Here is a 16,277-nt window from a genome sequence, read left to right on the forward strand (position 1 = left end):
TCTGAGAAAGATGGATGATAAATTACTATTAGATACATTTATAAAACAAGTAATTGAACAAGGAAATTATACAGAACTTGATAGGAATTACTTATATAATCGGATTTTGAATTTGGTAGGAGAAGGTGTTGAAAAACTAACAACTACTAAAAATGAAATTATTGATTTAAAAGACGGGCTAGTCGAATATGCTGTCCAACATGGTAAAGTTGGTGAAACTTTGAATGAACAAGATTGTTTAGGCGCAGAGTTGATGAATTTCATTACTCCTTTACCAAGTAAAGTTAATCAAGATTTTTGGCAAACTTACCAACAAAATTCACCAGAAGAAGCTATTCAGAATTTTTATGATTTAAGTAAGCGAAATGACTATATTAAGACAAAAGCTATTGCGAAAAATATTTATTTTCCAGTTGAAACATCATATGGACAATTAGAGATAACAATTAATTTATCGAAGCCTGAGAAGGATCCAAAACAAATTGCTTTGGCTAAAAAGATGAAGGCAAGTGGATACCCTCTATGTCAACTTTGTATGGAAAATGAAGGCTATCAAGGAAGAGTTAATTATCCTGCAAGAGCAAATCATAGAATTATTCGTTTCGATTTAGATGATAAACAATGGGGATTCCAATATTCGCCATATGCTTATTTTAATGAACATTGTATTTTCTTAGATACAATTCATGAACCAATGGAAATCACCAAGCAAACATTCAATAATTTGTTAGGTATTATTGAGCAATTTCCAGGATATTTTGTAGGAAGTAATGCTGATCTGCCAATTGTAGGTGGTTCTATATTAACACATGAACATTATCAAGGTGGACGTCATACTTTCGCAATGGAAAAAGCACCAATAGAAACAGAATTAAAATTTGCAGGTTATGAAGATATACAAGCAGGAATTGTTAAATGGCCAATGTCAGTTATTCGTTTACGTGGAAATTCAAAAGAAGATTTAGTAGATCTAGCTGATAAAATTCTAAAAACTTGGCGTAGATATTCAGATGAAAAAGTTTCTGTCTTAGCTGAATCTAATGGTGAAAAACATCATACGATTACGCCAATTGCTCGCAAACGAGATGGACAGTTAGAATTAGATTTGGTATTGCGTGATAATCAAACTTCAGAACAATATCCAGATGGCATCTACCATCCTCATCCAGATGTTCAACATATTAAGAAAGAAAATATTGGGTTAATTGAAGTAATGGGATTAGCAATTTTACCTCCTCGTTTGAAAGGTGAACTTCAAGAAGTTGAGAAATACTTATTAGGTCAAGAAAATAAAATGGAAGAATATCATCAAGTGTGGGCTGATGATATTAAACAAAAATATTCAGATATAAATCAAGATAATGTTGATACAATTATTCATCAAGAATTAGGTCGAGTATTTGCTAGAGTGCTAGAAGATGCTGGAGTTTATAAGCATGATGAAACCGGTAGAATGGCATTTAAACGTTTTGTAGAAGAAGTAGGCATTGTGGATTAAAGTAAACTATAGCTAAGGAAGGTTTGGTAAAGTGGTAGATTTAATTACAGTAGATAAAGAAAATCGAGTTTTTCATTTGCATAATGAGCAACTTTCATATATTTTTTCAATTGAAGATGGCGATACTATTAGTCATTTATATTTTGGTAAAAGGGTAAAAAGTTATCATGGACAATTACGTTATCCACGAGTAGATAGAGGATTTTCTGGTAATTTACCAGGTAGTTTAGATAGAACCTTTTCCAAAGATACTTTGCCACAAGAATATAGTAGTGCCGGTGAGATGGATTATCGAGTTCCAGCAACAGTAGTGCGTCAAAAAGATGGCTCAAATGGCTTAATGCTAAAATATAAGACTTACAAAGTTGAAGAAGGAAAACCTGAATTGACAGGACTTCCAGCAGCTTATGTAGAGTCAGAATCGGAAGCTAATACTTTGATTGTTACGCTAGAAGACGAGAAAAGTGGAGTTTTATTTGACTTACTATATACAATATATCGTGATTATCCAATTATTACACGTTCAGTTAAGGTTAAGAATCTAGGACAAGAAAATGTAAACTTGGAAAAAGTTGCATCCATGCAAATAGATTTCTCTCAACGAGACTTTGATGTAATTAGTTTACCAGGAGCCCATGTAAACGAACGTCATTTAGAAAGACAAAAATTAGGATATGGGATTCAAACATTTGGTAGCATTCGTGGTACTTCTAGTCATCAAATGAATCCGTTTGTTGCTTTGGTTGATAGCAATACTGATGAATTCAATGGTGCTGCGTATGGCTTTGCGTTAGTTTACTCAGGAAACCATGCTTTTGAAATTGAAAAAGATCAACTTGATCAAGTTCGATTATTAGTAGGGATTAATGGTTATAATTTCAATTGGCAGTTGCCAGCAGGGGAAAGTTTCCAAACTCCAGAAGTATTAATGACATATACTGATAATGGATTGAATGCTATGAGTAAAGCATTTCATAGTATTATCAGAGATAGAATTACACGCTCCAAATATAAATATAAGGAACGCCCAATTCTAGTTAATAATTGGGAAGCTACATATTTTGACTTTGATGAAGATAAATTAAAGCCAATCGTAGACGAAGCCAAGGAACTGGGGATAGAGATGTTTGTATTAGATGATGGATGGTTTGGTCATCGCGATGACGATAATTCATCATTAGGTGATTGGAATGTATACGAGAAAAAATTCCCTCAAGGCTTAAAACATTTTGCAGATTACGTACACAGCAAAGATTTGAAATTTGGTATTTGGTTTGAACCAGAAATGATTTCAATGGATTCAGAATTATATAGAAATCATCCTGAATATTTGATGCAAGTTCCAGGAAGACAACCAAGTCCATCACGTAATCAATATATTTTAGATATGACAAGAAAAGATGTCAGAGATGACATAGTTGATCAGGTTTCAACTATTATTGCTGATAATGACATTGACTATGTTAAGTGGGATATGAATCGTAATTTATCTGATATCTATTCACAAAATCTACCTGCAGATAGACAAGGTGAAGTTTATCATCGCTATGTTCTAGGGGTTTATGATATTTTAGAAAGAATAACTAGCAAGTTCCCAGATGTTTTATTTGAAGGTTGCTCTGGTGGCGGTGGACGATTTGATGCAGGTTTTGTTTACTACATGCCACAAAGCTGGACTAGTGATAATACGGACGCAATTGCCAGATTAACTATTCAATATGGTACAAGTTTAGTATATCCACCATCAATGATGACAGCTCATGTGTCTGCAGTTCCAAATCATCAAACTGGTAGAGTGACACCAATCGATACTAGAGGTGCAGTTGCTATGAGTGCAGTCTTTGGTTACGAGTTAGACTTAACAACATTAACAGACGAAGAAAAAGAAATTGTTAAAAAACAAGTAAATCAATACAAAGGTATTAGAAAATTAGTCCAATACGGAGATTTCTATCGTTTACAATCTTCTAAAGATGGAAATAAAACAGCTTGGATGTTTGTAAGCCCTCAAAAAGCTGAAGCAGTAGTAATGGTATGTAAAGTTTTAGCAGAAGCTCAACCTGTATTAACGAAAACTAAATTATATGGCTTGGATACCAATAGGAACTACCGTGATGTTGAAACTAATAAGGTTTATGGTGGCGATGAATTAATGGAATTAGGATTCTATGATCCTATTATCCGTAATGACTATGCTGCTACAATGTATCATTTTAAAGCTGAATAAATAAAAAAAGAGATGTAAGTTGAATTTCAACTACATCTCTTTTTAAAATTGTAGATATTCCCAAATAGTCCAACCTAGGCCATCGACTTCAAACCAAAGCATACGACCGACACGGTTACGAGCAGTTATGAGTACAGTCTTTCCATTTTCTATCTCATTAATTTTTTTACCAAATGGTCGATCATAAAGAGCAAGTTTTTGGTTAGGTACAAAGTTAATTTCAGCAGTAACAGATAATTTAACTGGTTCAGGAATACTTAGTTCAGGATCATCCTGGATAGGAGCAATCTTTAATGTATCTGATAAAGTATATGGATTGTTTTCTAGTAATTCCATGCGTTGTTCATCAAATTTAACCCAGGAATTTCCGCCAATGTTATACCACCAATCATTATTGATAAGCTGAATAGACTCAAATGTTTGCCAAATAGTATCTGGAGCAAGTGTGACAGAAATATCATGTCCTTCAGGTTCTGTATAACTTAAACAATAAGAATTGATACGAAGATAATGTACATTATGATCAACAATTTTCCAACGTGATTTACGATAATAGTATGTGACTAATTGTTGTTTATCTGAGAAGACACCACGAGTAGGCCCAACAGCTTTTTGTAGTGAATAGTCAGGGATGGTAGGGGCATTTAATTCAAAGCGTTCCCCAAAATCTCCTCGGATAAAGACAGGACGCATCAGTAACTTTTGCTTATCAATATCTTGTGAAAATAGCCAAACATCAGCCCCTTGATGTTTACGATAGGTAAGAGTTATAGAACCATATGGATCAACAAAGGCACTAGTAAATCCTGAAATATTAATTAAGTCATAGTTGGGAAATTCTTTGAATCTTAAATGAAGTTCTTCGCCAATATATCCGGAAATAATTTGTGGAGTAGTCAGACTTTGACCACGATCGTCTTGATATATGATGATTAAAGTAGCGTTATGTCCAACTTTAGTGATAGGTTCCTTATTTTTATCTGAGAGATAACTTTTTTCAACTGTGGATACATCATTTTTTTGTTTTGTTTCATTATTTTTATTAAACTTCATCAAGTTTTTTACTGAGTCTAAGAATGCCATTATTTCACCTCATTTCATGAAGAGCTATTATCTTCTATTATATCATTAAAATAAACAAGATTTTAAATGAATTTGTGAAATAATAAAAGCCCGACAAATTTGATGTAAAATATCAATCTGGGGCTAATAAGTAGTAGTTATATATGAATTAATTATTAACAATAATTTCAACTAAACTCTTTTGTTTAGTAATCTCCATATTTTTAGTGTCATTCTTCAAAAGTTTTTCAACAACAAAATTTATTTCTTTGTCAGTTATTCCACGTAATTTATTAGAAATTACAATTTCAGAAAATCCATGTTTCTTTTTATATACAACACGTGAATTCCCTAAAGTATAAACTTTAATGAAGTGGACAGGGGTGGCTGCTAATTCACGTTGAATATCTTTAGCATGACTAGCAGTTACATCAACTAAATGCATCATAATAATCACCGAACCTTTCCTATATCTCTAATTATATTATAGCTAAATATATTAATTTTATCAAAAATATTGAATAAAAAAGCATAAAAAAGAGAGTTAAAAAATTAACTCTCTCAAAAAATTAGCCTTCATTTTTTTCAGACTTAGATTTAATTACGATGTCATCATTCTCATCTAAATCAGCAACAAAATTTTGAACATTTGGATTATCAAGATAAAAATCAGCAATTTTATCTTCAATTTGTTCTTGAATTACACGACGAAGAGGTCTAGCGCCCATCTTAGGATCATAACCTAATTCTGCAAGTTTATCTGCGACTTTATCACTAACATCAATGTGCATATTTTGATCAGCCATCATTTTATTAACATCATCTAGCATTAATCGAACAATTTTGACTAAATTATCTTTAGACAATGGATTAAATTCAATGATATCATCAAAACGATTTAAAAATTCAGGTTTAAAGTACTTGGTTAATTTATCAATAACTGAATGAGATGAACCATTTGCTTCAGCTCCAAAACCAACTGATACTACAGAATCACCACTACCAGCATTACTTGTCATAATAATGATAGTATCTTTAAATGAAACTGTTCTTCCTTGGGAATCGGTTAGACGACCATCATCAAGGATTTGTAAGAACATATGCATTACATCAGGATGAGCTTTTTCAACTTCATCAAGTAAAATTAAGCTATAAGGATGACGGCGAACTTGTTCAGTTAATTGACCAGCTTCTTCATAGCCGACATATCCAGGAGGAGAACCGATTAATTTAGAAACTGAGAATTTTTCCATGTATTCACTCATGTCAAATCGAATCATTGAGTCTTCAGTACCAAATAACTCGCGGGCTAATTGCTTAGCTGTTTCAGTTTTACCTACACCAGTAGGACCAACGAATAAGAATGAACCAATTGGACGTCCTGATTTGTTGAAACCTATACGATTTCTTCGAATTGAACGAGCAACCTTATCTACAGCTTCATCTTGACCAATAACATGTTTTTCAAGTGAAGAGCCTAAATCACGAAGTTGTTCCTTTTCCTTAGCTTTTAATTCACCAACAGGAATGTTAGTTTTTTCTTCTATAATATGTTCCATATCTTTTTCGGTAACAACCGGAGTATCTTCATCTGAAGCATTGTCTTTCATCTTTTCAAAACGTGATACTTGATCACGATAGTAAGCAGCTTTTTCATAATTTTCTTCTTTTAGTGCAGCTTGTTTTTGATTTTCGGCATTCTTAATGCGTTCTTCAATAATTTTTGGATCAGTTGCATGAATTGTTAAATTCTTACGAGACCCAGATTCATCTAATAAATCAATTGCTTTATCAGGTAAGAATCTATCTTGAATATATCTATTAGATAAAGTTACAGCAGCCCTTAAAGCTTCATCAGTATATTTTACATGATGATAAGCTTCATATTTATTACGAATACCATTTAGAATTTTAATAGTTTCTTCTACACTAGGTTCATCAACTTGAACTGGTTGAAGACGACGAGCAAGTGCGGCATCTTTTTCAATTGTTCTGAATTCATTTAGGGTAGTAGCACCTACTAATTGGAATTCTCCACGAGCAAGAGATGGTTTGAGTACATTACCAGCATCCATTCCACCTTCTGCATTACCAGCACCAACAATTTCATGAATTTCATCAATAAATAAGATTACATCTTTTTGTTGTTTCAATTCTTTCATTAGTTGTTGCATTCTTTGTTCAAATTGTCCACGGATACCAGTTCCTTGTACTAAAGAAACAACATCTAGACGAATAACTTTTTTCCCGATTAGTTTTTGAGGAACATCGCCATTAACAATTTTTTGGGCGAGTCCTTCAACAACAGCAGTTTTACCAACACCAGCTTCACCAATTAAAACAGGATTATTTTTAGTACGTCTATTTAGAATTTCAATTACTCTGGCTATTTCTTTATCACGTCCAATAACTGGATCGATTTGACCATTTTTTGCTTCTTCTGTTAAATCTAATCCATATTGTCCCAGAATAGAGGAATCACCATTACGATTACCGTTATTTCCACCTATGCGACCACTTTGTGTAGGTGGCTCTTGAGACATACTTTGTTGGTTAGAAAAATTAGGATTAGATATAGCTTTGAAAATATCATCTAAACTACCAAAACCAAATGGATCTTGTCCGATATTATTAAAGCCGTTAGCTTCATTTTTGATTTCTTGGTAACAATTTTGACAAAGATCAATAGAGGTTTGGCGACCGTTTAAATTAGTTGTTAAGTGAATTGTCGCAGGATTTTTATGACAATTTTGACATAACATTGATTTTCACGACCTTTCTATCAACATATCAAAGTTATTTTGACCAACTTTGACCTTAATGACTTCATTATACAATGTTAGGTATAAAGTTCAAGTATAAAGACTTGGATAAAATATATGTTATAATTTTGTGCGCGAGGTGATTTTTATGGAAAAAGATTATACTGCATTGTTAGACGAACTTAGAGAAGGAACACTAGATAAGTTAGAAATAAATACAGAAGAATTCATGGATTTTCAAAAAGCTTTTATGAATTATAGTCATAGAAAGAATATTGTTGGAACAGCTAAACGAGGTGGGGGAGCTACCTATATTTATAGTAAGGAATCCAAATTAATTTAGTATTAATTATGTTTTGTGCATGATAATGATTTTAGCAAGTATATTTTAAGTATAAATCAGTAAAGACAGTTATTTAACAGTAAAAATACCTAAAAAATATGTATAAATTTAAAATGAAGTAAGTCTTGTCTTACTAAGGTTTTCATGTTATTATCATAGTATCGAGATTGTTATCGTTTGCATATTGTTAATGTAAACGTGTTCTTAACAAGGCTCTTAATCACATATATTTACTTATTCAAAGGAGATTGATTAATAATGGAAAAGAAAGAATTTCACGTAATCGCAGAAACAGGTATTCACGCACGTCCAGCTACATTGTTGGTACAAGCAGCAAGCAAATTTAACTCAGATGTAACATTGGAATACAATGGCAAGTCTGTAAACTTGAAGTCTATCATGGGTGTTATGTCCTTAGGTGTAGGCCAAAATGCTGATGTTGTAATTTCTGCAGACGGTGCAGATGAAGCAGAAGCAATTGCTGCTATTGAAGAAACAATGAAAAAGGAAGGTTTAGCTGAATAATGACTAAGGTTTTAAACGGTATCGCAGCTAGTGATGGTATTGCAGCTGCTAAAGCTTACATGCTCGTTCAACCTGATTTATCATTTGAAGAAAAAACTATTGATAATCCAGATGCTGAAATCGAACGTTTAAGTGTAGCTGTTGAAACTTCCAAACAAGAACTTGAAGTCATTAAGCAAAAAGCTACTGAAAATCTAGGTGCTGAAGAAGCACAAGTTTTTGAAGCTCATTTGACAATTTTATCTGATCCAGAATTATTTGGACAAATTAACGATAAAATTAAAAATGACAAAGTAAATGCTGAAGCTGCTTTGAAGAGTGTAACTGATATGTTCATTCAAATGTTCGAAGCAATGGAAGATAATGCTTATATGCAAGAACGTGCTGGTGATATTCGCGATGTTACTAAGCGTGTTATGGGTCACTTGTTGGGAGTATCTATTCCTAACCCTGCATTAATTAATGAAGAAGTAGTTATTGTTGCTCATGACTTAACTCCTTCCGATACAGCTCAATTGGATCGTAATTTTGTTAAGGGATTTATCACAGATATTGGCGGACGTACTTCTCACTCTGCTATTATGTCTCGTACATTAGAAATTCCTGCAGTTGTAGGTTCTGGTAATGCTACAAGTGAAATTTCTGAAGGTCAAATGGTTATTATTGATGGTTTAGATGGACAAGCATTAGTAGAACCAACTGACGAAGAATTAGAAGATTACAAGGCTAGAGCTAAAGCTTTTGCTGATCAAAAAGCAGAATGGAAATTATTGAAGGATGCTAAGTCAGTTACAGCAGATGGTAAAGAGGTTAAATTAGCTGCAAACATTGGTACACCTAAAGATGTTGAAGGTGCAAATGATAATGGTGCAGAAGCAGTCGGTTTATTCCGTTCTGAATTTCTTTACATGGATGCTTCTGAATTGCCATCTGAAGAAGATCAATTTAAGGCATATAAAGCTGCTGTTGAAGGTATGAATGGTAAGCAAGTTGTTGTTCGTACAATGGATATTGGTGGAGATAAGGAATTACCATATCTTCCATTACCAGAAGAACAAAATCCTTTCTTAGGATATAGAGCTATTCGTATTTCTTTAGATCGCCAAGATATTTTCCGCACACAATTAAGAGCTTTGTTGCGTGCATCCCATTATGGTAGCTTAGCTATCATGTTCCCAATGATTGCTACTGTCCAAGAATTTAAGGATGCAAAAGCAATCTTTGAAGAAGAAAAAGCAAAACTTGTTGCAGATGGTGTTCCAGTATCTGATGATATCGAAGTAGGTATGATGATGGAAGTTCCAGCTGCTGCAATGGTTGCAGATAAATTAGCTAAGTACGTTGACTTCTTCAGTATTGGAACAAACGACTTAATCGGTTATTCTATGGCTGCTGACCGTGGTAATGAAAAGATTTCTTACCTATACCAACCATATAACCCTTCAATCTTGAGATTAATTAAGAATACAATTGAAGCATCACACAAAGAAGGTAAATGGACTGGTATGTGTGGTGAAATGGCTGGAGATCAAGTTGCAGTTCCTATCTTATTAGGATTAGGTTTAGATGAATTCTCAATGAGTGCTACTTCAATTTTGAAGACACGTAGTTTGTTGAAGACACTAGATTCTAAGAAGATGGAAGAATTAGCTGATAAAGCAGTTAATGATTGTGAAACAGCTGATGAAGTTGTAGAACTTGTAAATCAATACACAAAATAGTTTAGTATAACTTATATAAAAGGCTTGAGAGGGGAATACCTTCTCGAGCTTTTTTGATTTGTAAATTATTTGTAAAATTTGGGATATTTGTTGATCAAATTATGGGTTTTAATTGCAATGGTTTTGTTAAAAACATATAATTAACAATGACTATAAAATGACAGAGGGGGATATATGTGAATATCGGAATATTTACGGATACTTATTATCCGCAAGTAAGTGGTGTTGCGACCTCTATCAAAACGTTACGAGAACAATTAGAGAAACAAGGTCACACAGCGTACATTTTTACGACAACTGATCCTAATGTTGACAAAAGTATTTATGAGCGTAATATTTTTCGCTTTTCAAGTATTCCATTCATTTCATTTACAGATAGACGTATTGCTGTAAGGGGACTTTTTCATGCTTATCAAGTAGCTAAAGAATTAAATTTAGATATTATTCATACTCAAACAGAATTTTCGATGGGATTAATTGGGAAATTCGTCGCTAAAAATTTGAAAATTCCATGCATACATACTTATCATACAATGTATGAGGACTATCTACATTATGTGGCTAAAGGAAGATTATTAAAGCCTTATCATGTTAAACAAATGTCTAAATCTTTTTGTTACCACATGTCAGGAATAGTAGCACCTAGTTTAAGAGTTAAAGAGACATTAGAACGATATGGAATTGATGAACCTATTGAAATAATTCCAACTGGAGTAGATATCTCTAAATTTTCTAAAAGTACAAATGAAAATATTAGAGAAAAATATAAAATAAATTCAGAGCAACCTTTACTACTAACTTTGAGTAGATTGGCTTTTGAAAAAAATATAGATAAGTTACTAAATGCTATGCCCGATATTTTAGCTAGAGTTCCAGCAACTAAGTTGATGATTTGTGGTGATGGACCTGCTAGGGAGAGTTTGGTACAACAGGTATCTGATATGAATTTAACTGATAGCGTTATTTTTACTGGAGAAATTAACAATGATGAAGTAGGTAGCTACTATAAGGCAGCTGATGTTTTCGTTTCAACTTCAGTATCAGAGTCACAAGGATTGACCTATATAGAAGCAATTGCTTCAGGTACAAAAGTAATTACTACTCACAGTCCATATACAGATTCAATTTTGACAGATGCAAGTATAGGTATGACCTTTACAGGCGAAGATGAATTGGTTAACAAAGTTGTTGATTACTTAGTGAATGGTAAAAAATATAATGATCCTAAACCGAGAGAAGAATTGTTGAATAGTATTTCTGCAGATAATTTTGGGAGAAAAGTTGTTTCTTTTTATGAAAAATGTATGCTAGATTTTGATATGAAAAAGAAATTAAGATTTAATTCTGATGAGCTGAACAAAGCGAAAGGAAGATAATTTTGATAAAGATAGGGATGTTTTCTTCGGCAACTAAGGTTAAAGGACAAGGTGTTGGAAGTGCATATACAGAGTTAATAAATTTATTAAAAAAATATTATTCACAAGAACTTAATATAGAGATTAATAAATTTAACCGTGTAAATATTAGTCATTATCACACTATTGATCCGCAATTTTATTTATCTACTTTTCTTCCGGGAAGAGGCTGCAAAATTGGATATGTACATTTTTTGCCAGAAACGATAGATGGAAGTTTAAAATTGCCTTGGTTGGCGAAAAAAGTTTTTTTTAAGTATATAATTTCTTTTTATAAAAGAATGGATCAGCTAGTAGTTGTTAATCCATCATTTATTGAGAAATTGACGGCTTATGGAATAAAGAGAGAAAAGATAACTTATATACCTAATTTTGTATCCAGTGATACTTTTTATAAAATTTCAGATTCAAAAGAGAATTTGAGAAAGAAATTGAATTTAGATAATAAATTTACAATAGTTGGTGTAGGACAAGTACAAGAACGTAAGGGAGTACCTGACTTTGTAAAATTAGCTAAGCTAAATCCTGGAATACAGTTTGTTTGGGTAGGTGGATTTTCTTTTGGAGCTATTACTGATGGATATGACGAACTAAAAAAAGTTATAAAGAATCCTCCTGCAAATTTGAAATTTCCGGGAATAGTTGATAGGGATAAAATGAATGAGTATTATAATGCTGCTGATTTATTTTTGCTTCCTTCATACAATGAATTGTTTCCAATGAGTGTATTAGAAGCATTTAGTGCAGGTCTGCCAGTTATGTTACGTGATTTAGATTTATATTATTCAATCATTGATGGTTACTATGAACCGGCTAAGGATGTAAATGATATGAATAAAAAAATTATTAATTTATCGCAAGATAGAAAAAAATTAGAAAAATTGGAAGAAAAGTCTAAAAAAGCTGCAGAATATTATTCTGAAAGAAGACTAGCAAAAATATGGCTAGCTTATTATCAAAAATTTAGTAGGTAAGATTATGACAAGAAAAAATAGAATAGTGTTATTCATAATGTTTGGTATAGGAATAGCGATTTTTTTATTCTCTTTACGAGAAATATCTTTTCGTAGCTTTGTACATGATGTTACCACCTTAAATTTGTGGTGGTTAGGAATAGCATTTTTGTGTATGTTTCTTTCCTTAGTATTTGAAGCGTTAGTCATAAAAATACTAGTTCAAAGGCAGATTAAAAGTTATCCTTTTTTTGATGCGTTACGCGTGCCAATGTTAGAGCAACTATTTAATGGGATAACACCTTTTTCAACAGGGGGACAACCCGCACAATTATTTGCATTAATGCAATCAGGCTTAGATGCTGGACGTGCAACGTCAAGTACATTGATGAAATTTATTGTTTACCAAGCTATGATAGTTGTTAATTTTGTATTATGTTTATTAATAGGTTTTAATTTTATTCAAGAAAAAATACATACGCTAGCGTGGTTGGTAGTATTTGGTTTTATTATACACCTAGCTGTTATCGTCAGTTTGCTAATGGTGATGTATTGGTATGATTTTACTAAGAAGTTTATAAAAGTAACATTATTACCAATAAAATGGATATTTAATGACGAAAAATATCAAAATTGGAATAAAATAGTTGATGAGAAAATTGATAATTTCTATGAAGAGAGTTTAAAATTGAAATCTAATTGGAAATTATTATTAAAAATAAGTGCAATAACTTTTGTACAGTTAGCTGTATATTATATTATTCCATACTTCATCCTATTATCGTTAGGAGTGACACATGTTAACGTCATTATGGTAATTTCTATGCATGTTTTGATAGTTATGATTGTGTCTTTATTCCCAATACCTGGAGGAGCTGGAGGAGCTGAATATAGCTTTTCGGTAATCTTTAGTAGTTTTATCGGTACTGGAAGCAAGTTAGTTTTAGCAATGCTTTTATGGAGAATAGTTACTTATTATTTTGGGATGCTGAGTGGCTTGATAGCAATGTTAATTCAACCTAAACGAATTGTAACGAAAAAATAGATTGTATAGAAAAGGGAAATTTTTAATAAAATCTAATGTAAAAATATGGTAAACATGATATTATCATGTTTGTATATTATAAGTATTGCAATAACGATTATTGTTTAAAGAAAAGAGGCTGTAATTTATGGAAAATTCACAACTTGTAGCGATTATCACACGTCTTGATGCTATGGCTAAAAGTGATAGCGATGAAGTTCAAGTTAGACGTTTTGAAAAAAATGGCTCTGAACGTGGTCAAGTAGCATATGATCCAACTACAAATACTTACACTCTTGAAGAGATGCAGACACATCAAAAGTTTGAATTTGATGATATTGATCTAGCAGCTATTGAAATTTTTGATTTGTTGGATGATTAGTCTTAACTTTAATTTGTTAAGTAATTATGAAGGATGGCTTACTATTATTTAAATAGGCCATCTTTTCTATTATAATCGTTTTGTATTAATCTGTTATGGAGGCAAAAAGAGATGCGATTAGCATTAAGAAAAATTCGAGATGGATTGAGTACACGAATAGGTTTCTTTACATTAACGCTTTTCCTTTTTTGGATGAAGACTTATATCGTATACAATACTAAATTCACTTTGGGAGTATCGGATGGGATGCAAGAATTCTTGTTAGCTTTGAATCCGATACCGGCAGGATTATTATTATTTGGAATAGCACTTTATTTCAGAGGTAGAAAATCTTATTGGATTATGATAGTCATTAATCTGCTACAATCGTTATGGTTGTTTGCCAATATTTTATACTATCGAGAATTTTCAGATTTTCTATCGATGAGTATCATAAAATCATCGGGTTCTGTTTCAAATAACTTAAGTTTAAGTATTAGTCAGATTATACATGGAACAGACTTTTTAGTATTTTTAGATGTAATTATTTTAGCCCTATTGGTGATTTTTAAAGTAATCAAACCTGATTTGAGCCCTGTGAAAATTTGGAGACCTATAATAATTACGGTGTCTTCACTAGTTTTATTTGCTATTAATTTAGGTTTAGCCGAGAAAGACCGTTCGCAACTATTAACAAGAACATTTGATAATAATTACATTGTTAAGTACTTAGGTTTAGATTTCTTTGCGGGTTACAGTACATATCAAGCTCATCAAGAATCTGCAACTAGAGCTAATGCTAGCAAGAAAGACCTAGATGAAATTCTGAAGAAAATTAATAAAAATAGAACATCTCCTAATATTGAGTATTATGGAAAGGCTAAAGGAAAGAACGTGTTTATTTTCCATTTAGAAAGTTTCCAACAATTTATGATTGATTATAAAGTTAATGGTGAAGAAGTAACACCAAATATAAATAAGTTTTATCATGATTCTAATACATTAGCATTTGATAATTTCTTTAATCAAGTAGGACAGGGTAAGACTTCTGACGCAGAAACTATGTTAGAGAATTCATTGTATGGATTGCCATCAGGTTCTGCTATGACAAGTTATGGAGCTGGAAATACGTTCCAAGCATTGCCAGCAATGTTAGATCAAAGAGGATATACCACAGCTGCATTCCACGGAGATGTAGGAAGTTTCTGGAATAGAGATAATACCTATAAGTCTTGGGGATATCAATATTTCTTTAGTAAAGACTACTATAAGAGTAAGAAAGATTATAATATAGGTTATGGATTAAAAGACAAGATTTTCTTAAAACAATCCGTAAAATATATTGAACAATTGCCACAACCTTTTTATGCAAAAATTATTACTCTAACAAACCATTATCCATATGAATTGGATAAAAAGAATCAATCAATTGCGAAAACAACAACAGGAGATGCAACTGTTGATGGTTATGTCCAAACTGCGCGCTACCTCGATCAGTCATTTGAAGAATTTATTAATTATTTGAAGAAGGCAGGATTATATGATAATTCAATGATTGTTGTATATGGTGATCATTATGGTATCTCAAATAACCACAAAAAAGCAATTGCGCAATTATTGGGTAAAAAGAAAGTAACTAGTTATGATTTGGCTATGTTCCAAAAAGTTCCATTCATGATCCACTTAAATGGATTGAAAGGTGGCATTAATCATACATATGGTGGAGAAATTGATGTAATGCCTACGTTAATGGACTTACTAGGAATAAAAGATACAGGAACTGTTCAACTTGGACAAGATTTGTTATCAAATAATAGAAGTCAGACAGTTGCGTTTAGAAATGGTGACTTTGTATCTCCTGTTTATAGTAAAATTGGAAGCAAAGTTTATAATAATAATGGTGAAGTTGTAAATTCTAAGTTAACTTCTAAGGAGTCTAAGGAAGTTGAAAAGCAACAAGATGAAGTAGACAGTGAGTTGAATATGTCTGATAAGATAATAACAGGTGATTTACTGAGATTCTACAATTTGGAAGGCTTTAAGAAAGTAGACAAGTCACAATATACTTATAAGAAGAGTGTGGCTTTGAAGGAATTGAAAGAAGCACAGAAGAAAAAGAAAACAAGTTTATTAACAAAGAATAATGGTAAATCGACAGAGGATATGTTCTCAACTGATGCTCCAGAACTAAAAGAGAAATAATATAAATACTGTTAAGTGTCGTAAGAGATACTTAACAGTATTTTTTTGTAAAAAAATAATTGACTCTTAAAAATAAGTTTGCTATTATATTACTTGTCGCTGATTTAGAAAGTGATAAAAAATATTAAATGAAAAAGTTATTGACAAATATATGACAACTTGATATGATATAAAAGTTGTCAGT

At 32.1% G+C, this 16,277-nt stretch carries 13 protein-coding genes; 10 read left to right on the forward strand and 3 right to left on the reverse strand.

Features of this window, described 5'->3' with window-relative positions; genetic code table 11:
- Positions 1-10: 10 nt before the first annotated feature.
- Together galT and FC55_RS07705 are read left to right on the forward strand one after the other, a co-directional pair.
- The gene (gene galT, locus FC55_RS07700; protein WP_003699534.1) at positions 11-1,498 is read left to right on the forward strand and encodes a UDP-glucose--hexose-1-phosphate uridylyltransferase; all 1,488 of its coding nucleotides are present in this window, start codon (positions 11-13) and stop codon (positions 1,496-1,498) included.
- A 31-nt stretch (positions 1,499-1,529) separates the two neighbouring features.
- Entirely contained in the window at positions 1,530-3,725 is a 2,196-nt protein-coding gene (locus tag FC55_RS07705) for an alpha-galactosidase (RefSeq protein ID WP_003699532.1), read from the forward strand.
- A 42-nt stretch (positions 3,726-3,767) separates the two neighbouring features.
- Here the strand turns inward: FC55_RS07705 and FC55_RS07710 are convergent, their stop codons facing one another.
- The 3 genes from FC55_RS07710 to FC55_RS07720 all read right to left on the reverse strand — a co-directional run bounded on the left by FC55_RS07710 (position 3,768) and on the right by FC55_RS07720 (position 7,549).
- Positions 3,768-4,808 (reverse strand): MucBP domain-containing protein, encoded by a 1,041-nt coding sequence (locus FC55_RS07710; RefSeq protein WP_003699530.1) that lies wholly within the window; start codon positions 4,806-4,808, stop codon positions 3,768-3,770.
- A gap of 148 nt (positions 4,809-4,956) precedes the next feature.
- Positions 4,957-5,235 carry a DUF1827 family protein gene (locus FC55_RS07715; RefSeq protein WP_003699529.1) on the reverse strand — a complete coding sequence of 93 codons (279 nt, stop codon included), beginning with the start codon at positions 5,233-5,235 and terminating at the stop codon, positions 4,957-4,959.
- Positions 5,236-5,356: 121 nt separating this feature from the next.
- On the reverse strand, positions 5,357-7,549 hold the full coding sequence (locus FC55_RS07720; RefSeq protein ID WP_003699527.1) for an ATP-dependent Clp protease ATP-binding subunit: 2,193 nt from the start codon (positions 7,547-7,549) through the stop codon (positions 5,357-5,359).
- A 148-nt stretch (positions 7,550-7,697) separates the two neighbouring features.
- Here FC55_RS07720 and FC55_RS07725 point away from each other — a divergent pair, with 148 nt between their 5' ends.
- The 8 genes from FC55_RS07725 to FC55_RS07760 all read left to right on the forward strand — a co-directional run bounded on the left by FC55_RS07725 (position 7,698) and on the right by FC55_RS07760 (position 16,093).
- Positions 7,698-7,892 (forward strand): hypothetical protein, encoded by a 195-nt coding sequence (locus FC55_RS07725; RefSeq protein ID WP_003699525.1) that lies wholly within the window; start codon positions 7,698-7,700, stop codon positions 7,890-7,892.
- Between the two features lie 258 nt (positions 7,893-8,150).
- The gene (locus FC55_RS07730; RefSeq protein ID WP_003699522.1) at positions 8,151-8,417 is read left to right on the forward strand and encodes a phosphocarrier protein HPr; all 267 of its coding nucleotides are present in this window, start codon (positions 8,151-8,153) and stop codon (positions 8,415-8,417) included.
- The gene (ptsP, locus tag FC55_RS07735) at positions 8,417-10,138 is read left to right on the forward strand and encodes a phosphoenolpyruvate--protein phosphotransferase (RefSeq protein ID WP_003699518.1); all 1,722 of its coding nucleotides are present in this window, start codon (positions 8,417-8,419) and stop codon (positions 10,136-10,138) included. Before FC55_RS07730 ends, ptsP begins: the two co-directional genes overlap by 1 nt.
- A gap of 176 nt (positions 10,139-10,314) precedes the next feature.
- Positions 10,315-11,514, forward strand: coding sequence for a glycosyltransferase family 4 protein (locus FC55_RS07740; protein ID WP_003699517.1), 1,200 nt, complete (start codon positions 10,315-10,317; stop codon positions 11,512-11,514).
- Between the two features lie 2 nt (positions 11,515-11,516).
- Positions 11,517-12,527, forward strand: a complete 1,011-nt coding sequence (locus FC55_RS07745; RefSeq protein ID WP_003699516.1) for a glycosyltransferase family 4 protein — start codon at positions 11,517-11,519, stop codon at positions 12,525-12,527.
- 4 nt (positions 12,528-12,531) lie between these two features.
- Positions 12,532-13,551, forward strand: coding sequence for a lysylphosphatidylglycerol synthase transmembrane domain-containing protein (locus FC55_RS07750; protein ID WP_003699514.1), 1,020 nt, complete (start codon positions 12,532-12,534; stop codon positions 13,549-13,551).
- A 127-nt stretch (positions 13,552-13,678) separates the two neighbouring features.
- Positions 13,679-13,912 carry a YkuJ family protein gene (locus FC55_RS07755; protein ID WP_003699512.1) on the forward strand — a complete coding sequence of 78 codons (234 nt, stop codon included), beginning with the start codon at positions 13,679-13,681 and terminating at the stop codon, positions 13,910-13,912.
- A gap of 111 nt (positions 13,913-14,023) precedes the next feature.
- Positions 14,024-16,093, forward strand: a complete 2,070-nt coding sequence (locus FC55_RS07760) for an LTA synthase family protein (RefSeq protein WP_003699509.1) — start codon at positions 14,024-14,026, stop codon at positions 16,091-16,093.
- Positions 16,094-16,277: the final 184 nt, after the last annotated feature.

It is taken from the genome of Ligilactobacillus salivarius DSM 20555 = ATCC 11741 (assembly GCF_001435955.1).
Classification (GTDB): domain Bacteria; phylum Bacillota; class Bacilli; order Lactobacillales; family Lactobacillaceae; genus Ligilactobacillus; species Ligilactobacillus salivarius.

What these genes read in the sequence shown, in the direction of transcription:
- FC55_RS07710 (WP_003699530.1), bottom strand. Translation starts at nt 4,808, where the DNA reads ATGGCATTCTTAGACTCAGTAAAAAACTTGATGAAGTTTAATAAAAAT.
- FC55_RS07750 (WP_003699514.1), top strand. Translation starts at nt 12,532, where the DNA reads ATGACAAGAAAAAATAGAATAGTGTTATTCATAATGTTTGGTATAGGA.
- ptsP (WP_003699518.1), top strand. Translation starts at nt 8,417, where the DNA reads ATGACTAAGGTTTTAAACGGTATCGCAGCTAGTGATGGTATTGCAGCT.
- FC55_RS07760 (WP_003699509.1), top strand. Translation starts at nt 14,024, where the DNA reads ATGCGATTAGCATTAAGAAAAATTCGAGATGGATTGAGTACACGAATA.
- FC55_RS07730 (WP_003699522.1), top strand. Translation starts at nt 8,151, where the DNA reads ATGGAAAAGAAAGAATTTCACGTAATCGCAGAAACAGGTATTCACGCA.
- FC55_RS07725 (WP_003699525.1), top strand. Translation starts at nt 7,698, where the DNA reads ATGGAAAAAGATTATACTGCATTGTTAGACGAACTTAGAGAAGGAACA.
- FC55_RS07755 (WP_003699512.1), top strand. Translation starts at nt 13,679, where the DNA reads ATGGAAAATTCACAACTTGTAGCGATTATCACACGTCTTGATGCTATG.
- FC55_RS07715 (WP_003699529.1), bottom strand. Translation starts at nt 5,235, where the DNA reads ATGATGCATTTAGTTGATGTAACTGCTAGTCATGCTAAAGATATTCAA.
- galT (WP_003699534.1), top strand. Translation starts at nt 11, where the DNA reads ATGGATGATAAATTACTATTAGATACATTTATAAAACAAGTAATTGAA.
- FC55_RS07720 (WP_003699527.1), bottom strand. Translation starts at nt 7,549, where the DNA reads ATGTTATGTCAAAATTGTCATAAAAATCCTGCGACAATTCACTTAACA.